General features: G+C 56.6%; 13 protein-coding genes. 12 read left to right on the top strand and 1 reads right to left on the bottom strand.

Annotated elements, in window-relative coordinates; all coding sequences use genetic code 11:
* Positions 1-76: 76 nt before the first annotated feature.
* Positions 77-1,003 (top strand): protein translocase subunit SecF, encoded by a 927-nt coding sequence (secF, locus tag LMS44_RS03105; protein WP_022520069.1) that lies wholly within the window; start codon positions 77-79, stop codon positions 1,001-1,003.
* A gap of 131 nt (positions 1,004-1,134) precedes the next feature.
* On the opposite strand, the gene LMS44_RS03100 is transcribed toward secF, so the two are convergent.
* On the bottom strand, positions 1,135-1,929 hold the full coding sequence (locus LMS44_RS03100) for an inositol monophosphatase family protein (protein ID WP_159176042.1): 795 nt from the start codon (positions 1,927-1,929) through the stop codon (positions 1,135-1,137).
* Between the two features lie 179 nt (positions 1,930-2,108).
* Here LMS44_RS03100 and LMS44_RS03095 point away from each other — a divergent pair, with 179 nt between their 5' ends.
* From LMS44_RS03095 to hisS, 11 genes are all read left to right on the top strand, one after another.
* Positions 2,109-2,873 carry an RNA methyltransferase gene (locus tag LMS44_RS03095; protein ID WP_022520072.1) on the top strand — a complete coding sequence of 255 codons (765 nt, stop codon included), beginning with the start codon at positions 2,109-2,111 and terminating at the stop codon, positions 2,871-2,873.
* A 168-nt stretch (positions 2,874-3,041) separates the two neighbouring features.
* Complete coding sequence (cysE, locus tag LMS44_RS03090) at positions 3,042-3,905, top strand: serine O-acetyltransferase (RefSeq protein WP_138800467.1); 864 nt, start codon at positions 3,042-3,044, stop codon at positions 3,903-3,905.
* Between the two features lie 78 nt (positions 3,906-3,983).
* Positions 3,984-4,451 carry a Fe-S cluster assembly transcriptional regulator IscR gene (iscR, locus tag LMS44_RS03085; protein ID WP_022520074.1) on the top strand — a complete coding sequence of 156 codons (468 nt, stop codon included), beginning with the start codon at positions 3,984-3,986 and terminating at the stop codon, positions 4,449-4,451.
* Positions 4,452-4,503: 52 nt separating this feature from the next.
* Positions 4,504-5,694: an aminotransferase class V-fold PLP-dependent enzyme gene (locus LMS44_RS03080; RefSeq protein ID WP_159176040.1), complete on the top strand. Its 1,191-nt coding sequence runs from the start codon at positions 4,504-4,506 to the stop codon at positions 5,692-5,694.
* Positions 5,695-5,720: 26 nt separating this feature from the next.
* Positions 5,721-6,047, top strand: coding sequence for a HesB/IscA family protein (locus LMS44_RS03075; RefSeq protein WP_022520076.1), 327 nt, complete (start codon positions 5,721-5,723; stop codon positions 6,045-6,047).
* Between the two features lie 230 nt (positions 6,048-6,277).
* A complete protein-coding gene (gene ndk / locus LMS44_RS03070) occupies positions 6,278-6,703 on the top strand; it encodes a nucleoside-diphosphate kinase (RefSeq protein ID WP_022520077.1) in 426 nt (141 codons plus the stop codon).
* An 89-nt stretch (positions 6,704-6,792) separates the two neighbouring features.
* Positions 6,793-7,977 carry a dual-specificity RNA methyltransferase RlmN gene (rlmN, locus tag LMS44_RS03065; protein WP_009288408.1) on the top strand — a complete coding sequence of 395 codons (1,185 nt, stop codon included), beginning with the start codon at positions 6,793-6,795 and terminating at the stop codon, positions 7,975-7,977.
* 142 nt (positions 7,978-8,119) lie between these two features.
* Positions 8,120-8,854 carry a type IV pilus biogenesis/stability protein PilW gene (gene pilW, locus LMS44_RS03060; RefSeq protein ID WP_022520078.1) on the top strand — a complete coding sequence of 245 codons (735 nt, stop codon included), beginning with the start codon at positions 8,120-8,122 and terminating at the stop codon, positions 8,852-8,854.
* Positions 8,855-8,901: 47 nt separating this feature from the next.
* The gene (locus tag LMS44_RS03055; protein WP_022520079.1) at positions 8,902-9,939 is read left to right on the top strand and encodes a RodZ domain-containing protein; all 1,038 of its coding nucleotides are present in this window, start codon (positions 8,902-8,904) and stop codon (positions 9,937-9,939) included.
* An 8-nt stretch (positions 9,940-9,947) separates the two neighbouring features.
* A complete protein-coding gene (gene ispG / locus LMS44_RS03050) occupies positions 9,948-11,063 on the top strand; it encodes a flavodoxin-dependent (E)-4-hydroxy-3-methylbut-2-enyl-diphosphate synthase (RefSeq protein WP_039860545.1) in 1,116 nt (371 codons plus the stop codon).
* Positions 11,064-11,121: 58 nt separating this feature from the next.
* Complete coding sequence (hisS, locus tag LMS44_RS03045) at positions 11,122-12,423, top strand: histidine--tRNA ligase (RefSeq protein ID WP_022520080.1); 1,302 nt, start codon at positions 11,122-11,124, stop codon at positions 12,421-12,423.
* The last annotated feature ends 64 nt before the right edge of the window (positions 12,424-12,487 follow it).

The raw sequence follows: 12,487 nt of genomic DNA, 5'->3' as shown, positions 1-12,487 counted from the left end.
GCATGGATTTGAAAAGCATGAATTTAAGCAACATGACTCTAGACCACGTGCTTAGCCCAGAACTGAAGAGGTGGTAATGAAACCCCTATCACACCTGCGAATCGACTTTATGGGACGGCGCAACATCGCGTTTGCCGTCTCCGCTGTGTTACTGATCGTGTCGATTGGCGCCATCCTGTTCCAGCAGCTCAACCTAGGGTTGGACTTTACTGGCGGTACGCTGATTGAGGTGCGCTACGGCGCTGCGCCCTCCCTGGACGCTATTCGTGTACTACTCGAAGAGAGCGGCTTTCAAGATGTCTCGGTGCAAACCTTTGGGGCATCAACCGAAGTCTTGATTCGTCTCCAGCAGGCGTTTGACGCTGATGTAGGCGGCGAGGTAGTAAACCTGCTACGCGCGAGTGGTAATAGCGTTGACCTTGTTCGCTCTGAGTTTGTTGGTTCCCAGGTAGGTGACCAACTGCGTGACCAGAGTGGCTTGGGTCTGCTGGTAGCGCTCGGCGTGGTCATGCTCTATGTGGCCTTCCGCTTTCAGTACAAGTTTGCGATTGGCGCACTGCTGGCACTGCTGCACGATGTGATTATCGTAGTGGGCGTGTTCGCTCTGTTTCAGCTCGATTTCGACCTTACCGTATTGGCAGCCATCCTGGCAGTTATCGGCTACTCGTTGAACGATACCATCGTGGTTTATGATCGCGTCCGCGAAGCCATCCGCACTTCGCGTATCGACGATATGCCGCAGATCTTCAACGAAGCGATTAACGCCACGCTCTCGCGCACCTTGGCAACCTCGGGCACCACCATTCTGGTACTGCTCGCTCTGCTGCTATTGGGCGGGGATATGATTGAGAATTTCGCCATTGCGCTGCTGGTCGGCATCGTTGTGGGTACGTTCTCGTCTATCTATATTGCTGCGGCGCTACTGCTACCACTGAAGCTGTCGCGGGAAGATTTGATTCCCACCAAGAAAGAGTTCGACGAAGAAGAGGAAGAGTTGCCTTAACGGCGCATCTCTATACTCCTCTTATTTAGCCTACAAAAAAGCCCCTGCTGGGAATCCAGCAGGGGCTTTTTTTGTCTTTAAAAAAACGGTCGTCTGTAAAGCTTTTATCTTTAACAGCTTAGCATTGCTACTTAAAAGTGCGGCGTGAGCTGCTTGATCAGCGCTTTATAGAGACGCGGCCCGGCTGCCATTAGCTGCCCTTCCACTTTCACCGTGGGCTGGCCGTCCGGCGTCCCCATCAAGGCGCCCGCCTCCTTCAGGAACAGAGTGCCTACCAGCATATCCTGCTCTTCCAAGCCGAGTACAAAAGCGCTATCCACTCGCCCAGTGGCCAACTCGCACAAATCCAGCAGCCCACAGCCGGTGGCCAGCAGGTTTTCTACCTGTGGGGCAAGCTGCTGTGAAACGGTTAAATAAGCAGGTAAATTGCGCGGGCGAAGCCAAACTTCCGGCAGGCTCATGGCCATACGCGTGCCGCTAATGGCGGTAGGCTTGCTAACGCGCATGCGCTTGTCGTTGTGCTGGGCGCCGCGGCCGCGGCTGGCGATATATTCATCGTCGGCGAACGGACAGATAATCACCGCGTGTTCGGGACGACCTTTGATAAGACACACCACTGAGAGTGCAAAGCCCTTGCCGGCAACGGCTAAATTAGAGTAGCCGTGCATCGGTTCAATTTTCCAGACGATATCCGCGCCTTCGCCTTCACCCGCGCGGTGCGGGGTAAAGCGGCCGGTAACACCGTGCTGGGGATAACCGCGCTCCAACTGCTGAACAATCGTCGCTTCGGCCTTGCGCGCCGTCTCGTCGAGTAGGCGGTCAAGGTTAAATTCATCGTGCGCGTTTTCAATACGTTCGCGTACGCGTAGGAAGTGCTCAACAGCGCCGCGTGCAGCACGCAGCGTAAATTGGACCATCGGATTCATGATCGGGCCTTGTGACAGTGATGTTAAAGAACGTGATGCTAATCATAGAGCATAAGTAGGCGCAGGTGCCGCCTTTGGCGCGCAATTCTAGCAGACCACTCTCGGGCATACCACCGACTCATGCTAGACTGCGCGCTTTACGCGATAATAATCACCCTCTTTATTCACCGAGCCTTATCATGCTTGAGCGCATTCGCATTGTTCTTATCGGCACCAGCCATCCCGGCAATATCGGCGGCGTGGCACGCGCCATGCACAATATGGGCCTGGCAGATTTAGCCCTCGTTGCCCCCCGCTGTGAAGTGATTACCCAGGACAGCATTTCCCGTGCCTCCGGCGCTGACCACCTCCTTCATCAAGCCAGTGTGCATGCCTCACTGGAAGAGGCGGTAGCTGATTGCACTCTGGCCGTGGGCGCCAGTGCGCGCTCACGCACTCTGCCCTGGCCGATGCTCTCACCGCGGGAGTTAGCTGACCGGCTGCCCGCCGAGTGCCAGGCTGCTGAGTCTCGCGTGGCGCTGGTATTCGGGCGCGAGGACAGCGGCCTTACCAATGCTGAATTACAGCGCTGCCACGCACATGTGCATATTCCTACCAATGCCGACTTTAGCTCACTCAATTTGGCCGCAGCGGTTCAGGTGCTTGCCTATGAGTGTCGCATGGCGTGGCTAAGCCAATCAGATGGCCAAGCGGATGCACCTCCAACTGTGCCAAATGATGACGATGATCTGGCCACCCACGCCGAGCTAGAGCGCTACTTTGAGCACTTAGAGCGCACGCTGATTGGTATTGACTTCCACGACCCTGATCAGCCACGACAGCTAATGGCGAGACTGCGCCGCTTGTACCTGCGCGCTCGCCCAGAACGCATGGAAATGAATATTTTGCGTGGAATTCTGTCGGCTACCGAAAAGGCTGCGAACACCAAGCCACCCAAGCCGTAATTTATTAGGCAGGAAACGCTAAACTTGAAGTTGATGCTGCGTGCCCCAACTTCGCTATTCTGCTAACGTGATTTCTCTATTGATATTCCAAGAACCGGCGATATTTCAAAAATCCGTTCTAATAGTTCAATAGCTAGACGCCGCCTTTATAACGCCAAGGAACACCTCATGTTTCAACGTCTACGTGAAGACATCAACAGCGTATTTGACCGCGACCCGGCCGCACGTAACTTTCTTGAGGTGCTGACCAACTACCCTGGCCTGCACGCCCTACTGCTACATCGCTGCGGCCACTGGCTGTGGAAAAAAAACCTCAAGTGGCTGGCACGGACACTATCGACGTTTTCACGCTGGCTCACCGGCATTGAAATTCACCCTGGCGCCACGATTGGTCGGCGGTTTTTTATTGATCACGGCATGGGTGTGGTGATTGGCGAAACGGCGCTGGTGGGCGATAACGTAACGCTCTATCAAGGTGTCACCCTGGGCGGCACCAGCTGGAACAAAGGCAAGCGCCATCCCACCTTGGGGGATGGCGTGATTGTCGGTGCGGGCGCCAAAATACTGGGGCCCTTTACGGTCGGCGCTGGAGCGAAAATTGGCTCTAATGCCGTGGTCACCAAAGAAGTACCGCCGGGCGCCACGGTGGTAGGTATTCCCGGTAAAATCGTTAAACGCGCCGACCCCGATGTGGAAGAAGCACTGGATGTCGACCCCGCCCGACGCGAAGCCATCTGCCAAAAATTTGGCTTTGACGCCTACGGCGTCAGCCAGGACATGCCCGACCCCGTAGCCCGTTCGATGCAGGCAATGCTCGACCATATGCACGCCGTGGATGAGCGCATTGAGCGCATGTGCTCTACCCTGCGTAAGCTAGATGACAACTACCGTGACGGCCAGTTACCGGCGCTGCGCGATGAAGATTTTGCCGATATTCTGGACGAGAACGATACCGGCTGCACCGGCGTTGGCAAGCACTCGGCCACTCCACCATCAGCCGAGCAAGAAACGCTGCCGCCGCGTAATGGTTGACCAAAGCACTCAGGTTTTCCCATAATGGCAGCACATTTGCCGTTAGTGCGCTGAGCTTTCAGCGTCGAGGGGCTTGCCATGCGCTTGACCACTAAAGGCCGTTACGCCGTTACCGCCATGCTCGATTTAGCCTTGCATGCCCACAACGGCCCGACCAGCCTAAGCGATATCTCCCAGCGTCAAGAGATATCGCTCTCCTATTTAGAGCAGCTTTTTGCTCGCCTGCGCCGTGCAGGCTTGGTCAACAGCGTGCGCGGCCCAGGCGGCGGCTATCTGCTTTCGCAGCCTGCGGACGCGATTAGCGTTTCAAAGGTGATTGACGCAGTAAATGAAAGCGTTGATGCCACCCGTTGCCAGGGGCTCTCTGACTGCCAACAGGGTGACACCTGCTTGACCCACCATTTGTGGTGCGAGCTCTCCGTGCAGATACGCCATTTTCTTGACGATATGACCCTGGCACAACTGATGCTGCGTCCTGATGTCATACGTATTGCGTCGCGACAGAAACAGCGTGCCGAGGCAGGCATTCTCGCCTCTTCACCCTGACCCCACGACACAAACCCGATTACCTTGATCGATCAACCGCTGGAACGTAACGATGACCACACCCACGCTGCCCATTTACCTGGATTACGCCGCCACCGCGCCGGCGGATGCCCGCGTGGTTGAGGTTATGCAACGCTACCTGACGGTTGACCAGCTATTTGCCAACCCGGCTTCGCGCAGCCATATGCTGGGCTGGCAGGCAGAGCAGGTGATTGAGCAGGCGCGCCGCCAGGTGGCCGATGCCATTGGCGCCGACCCGAGAGAGATCGTCTGGACCAGCGGCGCCACCGAAGCTGACAACCTAGCGCTGATTGGTTTTATGCGCGCCAACCGCGAGCGTGGCCTACACTTGGTGACCTCGACGATTGAGCATAAAGCCATCGTTGACACTGCCCATGCGCTGGAGAAAGAGGGCTTTGAGATTACCTGGCTAACGCCGGGCCAGGATGGCCGTATTGAACCCGAACAACTGCGCGCAGCGATGCGCGATGACACCGCGCTGGTTTCATTGATGGCGGTTAACAACGAACTGGGCAGTATCAACGATATCTCGGCTCTAGCGGCCGTTGCCCATGAGTTTGGCGCGGCGTTTCATACGGATGCTGCCCAGGCGGTGGGGCGTATTCCCTTAGACGTAGTGGCTCAGCAGATCGACCTGATGTCGCTGTCCGGCCATAAAACTTACGGCCCTAAAGGCGTCGGGGCGCTTTATGTGAAGCGCCACCCGGACATCCGCGTTGAGGCGCTGATACATGGCGGCGGTCATGAGCGCGGTATGCGCTCTGGCACCCTGCCGACACACCAAATTGCTGGCATGGGTGAAGCCTTTGCACTGATGCAGCAGCAGTACGACGAAGACAACGTCCATATTATGGGCTTGCAGCAGCGCTTTCTGCGTGGCCTGGAGGGGCTTGATGGTGTGTTCTCGAACACGCCGCTGAATGACACTGAAAAGCGAGCAGTACCCAACATTCTCAATCTGGCATTCGAAGGTGTCGACGGCGAGTCACTGCTGATGGCGTTGCGCGATGTAGCGGTCTCCACCGGATCGGCGTGCAACTCGGCCAGCGTCGACCCGTCCTATGTGCTGCTCGGCATCGGCACACCACGCTCGCTGGCGCTCTCATCGCTGCGTTTTAGCTTCGGGCGCTTTACCACCGAAGCCGACATTGATCATGCGCTAACGCTCATACGCCATGCGGTGAGCGGTTTACGTACACCGCCCCGTCAAGCGGCTGACTAGCTGACTATTTTTAAGGAGGACGCCTCATGGCAACACTCAATATTACCCCGGCTGCCGCACAACAGATTCGTCACGTGCTCGACGAGCGCGGCCAAGGCCTCGGCCTGCGCGTCTCGGTCAAGCCAAGCGGTTGCTCTGGCTATAGCTACGTGCTCGATTTTGCCGACACTGTCAGTGACGAAGAAGTCCATTTTGAAGCCCACGGTGCCAGCGTCTATGTCGCTCCCGATGCGGTAGAGATGCTTAACGGTAGCGAAGTGGATTACGTCAGCGAAGGGCTGAACCGCTTTTTCCGCTTCAACAACCCTAACGTCAAAGATGAGTGTGGCTGCGGTGAGAGCTTTACCGTCTAAGCATTGCTTGGTCAGCTTCATCGCCGGTATTCATACCCCGGCTTAAGCGCTATAATCACGCCCCTGGATACACAAGCGCAGGCAGCCGGGTTACGCCCGCATGCTTTTTTGACACATTAGCGTTTAAAAACGCTAACTGCCGAAGCGCTATTAACTGAATCATTTTCTGGGCCGCCCTGGCCTTCTAGGGCGGCACTTTTTGCTTAAGCCTTTTTAAGGAGACCATTTACATGGCTACTGAACGCACTCTTTCTATTATCAAGCCTGATGCCGTTGCCAAGAATGCTATCGGTGACATCATTGCTCGCTTCGAAAAAGCGGGTCTAAAAGTCGTCGCAGCCAAAATGGTTCATCTCTCTGAAGAGAAGGCTGGCGGCTTCTACGCAGAACACAAAGAGCGTCCGTTCTTTAAAGACCTGGTTGGCTTCATGACCTCTGGGCCGGTGGTTGTACAAGTGCTTGAAGGTGAAGGCGCCATCGCTAAAAACCGTGACCTGATGGGTGCGACCAACCCGAAAGAAGCGGCACCCGGCACTATTCGCGCCGATTTTGCGGAAACAATTGACGCCAATGCTGTCCATGGTTCTGATTCTCCGGAAAGCGCTGAGCGCGAAATTAGCTACTTCTTTGGCAACGACGAAATCTGCCCGCGCTAAGCCTTTAAGGTAGCGCCGCCGAATCAACTTTCGTTGCCGGCCATTTTGCGGGGGCTAGTCCCCCGCCCCTTTCTATAACGCTGACCGCCATGACCACCACTGTAGCCCAACACACGCCCGCCCCACATACTGACGCCGCCAGCAAGCCTGCTGCAAAAGCGACGCCTGAGCGTCAAAACCTGCTTGGCATGTCCCGTGAGCAGATGGAAGCCTTCTTTTTGTCGATCGGCGAAAAGAAGTTCCGTGCCGCGCAGCTAATGAAGTGGATTCACCAGGAAGGCAGCGATGACTTTGCTGCCATGACGAACCTTTCCAAAGCACTGCGTGAAAAACTGGCCCGGCTGGCAGAAATTCGTGGCCCAGGGGTGATTTATGAGGGTACTTCCAGCGACGGCACCCGTAAGTGGGTGCTGGAAGTGGAAGACGGCAGCTATGTAGAAACGGTACTGATCCCGGCGGAGAACGGTAAGCGCCGCACGCTATGCGTTTCCTCCCAGGTCGGCTGCTCGCTGGACTGCAGCTTCTGCTCCACCGGCAAGCAGGGGTTTCAGCGCAACTTAACCGCTGCTGAAATTATCGGCCAGGTATGGGTCGCTCAGCGCAGCGTTGGCCCGCGGCGTGATACGGCGAACCGTCCGGTGACCAACGTAGTGATGATGGGCATGGGCGAACCGTTGCTCAACTTCGACAACGTTGTGCCTGCCATGAAGCTGATGCTCGACGACAACGGCTATGGCCTGTCCAAGCGCCGCGTGACGCTGTCGACCTCTGGCGTGGTGCCGATGATCGACAAGCTCGGCGATGAAATGGACGTTAGCTTGGCGATTTCGCTGCATGCGTCTACGGACGAGTTGCGCAATGAGCTGGTGCCCATCAACCGTAAGTACAATATTCGCGCGTTGCTGGATGCTTGCCACCGCTACCTTTCCAAATGCCCGGACAATCGTCAGGTCACCATTGAGTACACGCTGATCAAGGACGTCAACGATCAGCAGGAGCACGCCGAGCAGCTTGCTGCATTGCTTAAAGAGCTGCCGTGTAAGATCAACCTGATCCCGTTTAACCCGTTCCCAAACTCTGGGTACGAAAAACCGTCGCGTAATCAGGTTATGCGCTTCCAGCAGTGGTTGTATGATTTAGGCTACAACGCCACGGTTAGAACAACCCGAGGTGAAGATATTGATGCTGCCTGTGGCCAGCTCGTTGGTCGCGTGAAAGACCGCACCAAACGCAGCGCGCGCTATATCCAGTCAGTACAGCTCGACGCGGACTAGGGGGTGGAGTGTCGAAAACCGGGCTTATCTTGACTTCCGCTTGGCACGGCGCTTTGATGGTCACGGTTTTTATTTAGATTAGCACTGCTGTTTGTATGTATTGCCTTACTCGCAGTTGGACGTTCACCACAAGAGGATTTACATGATCGCTCACCGCAGGCGCCAACACCCATCGCGGGTGCCCATGCTCACCGTGCTTATCGGTAGCTTGTGGCTAGCCGGCTGTGCCTCGTCCAACAACCTTTCACCACAAGCTACCCCCGCGGCGGCAGAAGCCTATACCCAGCTTGGCGTCGCCTATTTAGAGCGCGATAATCTTCCCCGCGCTCTCAACGCACTGGATCGGGCACTTGAAATTGCCCCACACCATGCAGAAGCGCTGCAAGCACTGGCACTGGTTTATCAACGCCAGGGCGAAAGTGCACTTGCCAACGACTATTTTCAACAGGCGGTGAATGCCGAGCCTGACTTCACCCGCGCCCGCAACAACTATGCGGCGTTCTTGTTCAGTCAGGGCCAGTTAAACGCCGCCTGTGAGCAGTTAGAAACCGCATCACAGGATGCCCAGTACGCCAACCGTGCCCAGCTATTTACTAATTTAGGGCAGTGTTATCTGGCGCTGGAAGAATTTGATAAGGCGCGCGCTCGATTGGAGCGCGCGCAAAGTATTGATCCGCGTAATTCACGCGGCTATTTAATGTTAGCTGAACTCGAATATTCGCAGGGCAATTACTCTCAGGCCTGGGCACCGCTGCAAACCTATTTACAGCTCGCCGAGCCCAACCAAGCAGCGCTAAGAATGGCGGTTGATATCGCTCATTCACGCGGCGAGCATAGCGTCGCCGCCGAATACCAGCGCCTGCTTGGCAACGACTGACTGATTGACGCCCTGATCACCGCTTATTTAATGAAGGATGCTCAGCCATGAGCGATACACAGTCACAAGAAAACGTCATTGATAGTCCTAACACTAGCGCCTCTCCTGGCGAACTTCTTGCTCGCCAGCGCGAGCAGCTTGGTATTCCGCTCGCCGATGCGGCCCGGGCGCTCAACCTGCGCCCCGCCGTGGTGGGAGGGCTTGAGCAGGATGACTACCAAGAGATCCCTGTCGCCGCTTATCGACGCGGCTACCTGCGCTCTTACGCTAAATACCTGGGCATGGATGACCGGCTGGTGCTTGAAGCTTATCAAGCCCGCAGCGGCGGTAGCGACACCGAACGCCAAGTTACCCCGGTCTCCACGGCGAGGCCACCCTCCCGTATTGGCGCCTGGCTGTTCAAGTTGGTGACTTTGCTGGTAATTGTGGGTCTTATCGCGGTGACCGTGATGTGGTGGCAAAGCCGGGGTGGCAATGAGCCGCCGGGCTTTGGCTCAACCTCCCCGGAAGAGACCGCTACCGCCCCGGCAGAGCCGACCAGTGAACCCGCTGAAACAGCAGAGAGTACGGATTCAAGCTTCACCAGTGGCGATGAAAGCGCGACGCTGCCCAGTAATGCCACCAACGTCACGCCTTCACCGACGGCTGCGCAAGAACAAGCGCCCAGCGATCAAGCTGATGTTGACGCAGTGACTGGCCTCGACGAATCCGCACTGGATAGCACCACCGATACGGCCAGCACCGCCGACGATAGCAATGAGCCTAGCAGGCCTGAGCAAAGCAGTATTGAAGAGAGCGATACTGATAGCGAACAAAACGCTGCCGCCGAGCAAACCGCCAATGCCAACGTCCTCGAACTGACGTTTAACGAGCAGTCGTGGACGGAAATTTTTGATGCCACCAACCAGCGCGTCTTCGTGGGCCTACAAACGCCCGGCACCTCGACAACCGTCGAGGGTGAGCCTCCGTTTCGCTTAACCGTAGGTAATGCCACCGGCGTTGAGCTGCGCTACCAAGGCGAGGAAGTTGATCTTCCCGCCCGCGCAGGCGCCAACAATGTTGCCCGATTCACCTTGGGAGAGTGACCCGTCTTATGCACGCCCCTTCTCCGATAAAACGCCGCCATTCCCGCCAGATTCAGGTTGGAAACGTCGCGGTGGGCGGTGATGCCCCCATTGCCGTTCAAAGCATGACCAATACCAACACGTTGGATGTCGCCGCGACCGTGGCCCAGATCCAGCAGTTGGAAAAAGCCGGTGCGGATATCGTACGCGTTTCAGTACCTGATATGGACGCCGCCGAAACCTTTGGTCAGATCAAAAAACTCGTCAATGTACCGCTCGTTGCCGATATCCATTTTGATTACAAAATTGCCCTACGCGTCGCCGAACTCGGCGTCGACTGCCTGCGCATCAACCCAGGTAACATCGGCCGTGAAGACCGCGTACGCGCGGTGGTTAGCGCGGCCCGCGATCATGGCATTCCGATCCGGATTGGCGTCAACGCAGGGTCGTTGGAAAAAGATCTGCAGAAGAAATATGGCGAACCCACGCCAGCAGCGCTGGTGGAGTCTGCCATGCGCCATATTGACTACCTGGATCGCCTGGACTTCCCCGACTTCAAAGTCAGCGTCAAAGCCTCGGATGTATTTATGGCCGTGGCCGCCTATCGCGACCTTGCCGCACGCATCGAGCAGCCGCTGCACTTAGGGATTACCGAAGCGGGAGGTCTGCGCTCGGGCACGGTCAAGTCATCGATTGGTCTGGGTATGCTACTGATGGACGGAATCGGCGACACGATCCGCGTCTCGCTGGCAGCAGACCCGGTGGAAGAGATCAAGGTCGGCTTTGATATGCTCCGCAGCCTCAAGCTGCGCTCGAAAGGCATCAACTTTATTGCCTGCCCCAGCTGTTCGCGCCAGAACTTCGACGTCATTGACACCATGAACCAGCTCGAAGAGCGGCTGGAAGACGTAATGACACCGCTCAACGTCTCGGTGATCGGCTGCGTGGTCAATGGCCCCGGCGAAGCCAAAGAGACCGATATCGGCCTGACCGGCGGTAGTCCCGCTAACCTGGTGTATATCGACGGCAAGCCCGCCAGCAAGCTGCGCAACGACCACTTGGTAGATGATCTCGAGCAGCTGATTCGCGAAAAAGTGCGCGAAAAACAGCAGCAGCAAGACGATATGATTGCCCGCAGCGTTTAGCTGGGGCTGGCTGCCAGCCTGGGTGAGCCACGCCTGATGGCAGAATAAGGAGTTTTCTTTGAGCAAGTCCGCCGTTAAAAAAATTCAAGCCATTCGTGGTATGAACGACCTACTGCCCAGCGATAGCCCACGCTGGCAATTTTTTGAAGCCAAAGTACGCCAGCTAATGCTGCGTTACGGTTTTAATGAAATCCGCACGCCTATCGTTGAGCAAACCGCGCTGTTTGCACGCTCTATCGGTGAAGTTACCGATATCGTCGAAAAAGAGATGTACACCTTCGATGATCGCAACAGCGAGAGTTTGACCCTGCGTCCCGAAGGCACTGCCAGCTGCGTGCGCGCGGCCATGGAGCACGGCCTGCTGTATAACCAAACTCAGCGGTTGTGGTACCAGGGGCCGATGTTTCGCTATGAGCGCCCGCAAAAAGGCCGTTACCGCCAATTCCACCAGATCGGCGTCGAGACCTTCGGTTTTGATGGCCCGGATATCGACGCCGAGGTGATCTTGCTTTCAGCGCGCCTGTGGCAGGAACTCGGCTTGATGGAGCACGTTACCCTGGAGCTAAACTCGCTAGGTTCATCAGAGGCGCGGGCAGCCTACCGAGATACGCTGGTGGCCTACTTTGAGCAGCACCTAGACGCTCTCGATGAAGACTCCAAACGCCGCTTGACCAGCAACCCGCTGCGTATTCTCGACTCCAAAAATCCGGCCATGGCGGAGATGCTCGACGGCGCGCCGCAGTTGATGGATCACCTGGATGCCGAATCCCAGGAACACTTTGAGCAGCTCACGAAGATGCTTGAAGCAGCAGGCATTGACTATGTGATCAACCCACGCTTAGTGCGCGGGCTCGACTACTACTGCCGCACCGTGTTCGAGTGGACCACGACTGCGCTGGGCAGCCAGGGCACCGTGTGTGCAGGCGGACGCTACGACGGCCTAGTCGAACAGCTGGGCGGCAAGCCTACCCCAGCGGTAGGCTTTGCCATGGGCATTGAGCGGCTGATTCTGCTACTCGACACCCTGGAACTGATTCCTGAGAACGCCCTTGGCGGCTGCGATGTCTATTTGCTGCCCATGGATGATACCGCCACCACGGCAGCGATCACCCTGGCCGAGCAACTGCGTGGCGAGCTGCCTGAACTGCGTCTACAACTTCATTGCGGCGGCGGCAGCTTTAAAAGCCGAATCAAAAAAGCCGACAAGAGCGCTGCTACGATAGCCATACTGATCGGTGAAGATGAAATCGCGACGCAGTCGGCAACGGTCAAGTTTCTGCGCGATGACCGCGAACAGCAAAGCGTTCCTCAAGCCGCATTAGGCCGCACGCTGGGCGAGCTTTTAACGGCTAACGCATAAGCCCTGCAGGCTGCCTGCTTGCATGCGACGGTCTAAACATACGACTTTAGAAGAAAGGAGCCCG

It is taken from the genome of Halomonas profundus, from assembly GCF_020865425.1.
GTDB lineage: Bacteria > Pseudomonadota > Gammaproteobacteria > Pseudomonadales > Halomonadaceae > Vreelandella > Vreelandella titanicae.
The sequence above is the reverse complement of the archived record's forward strand: the minus strand, read 5'-3'. Positions and strand labels throughout refer to the sequence as shown.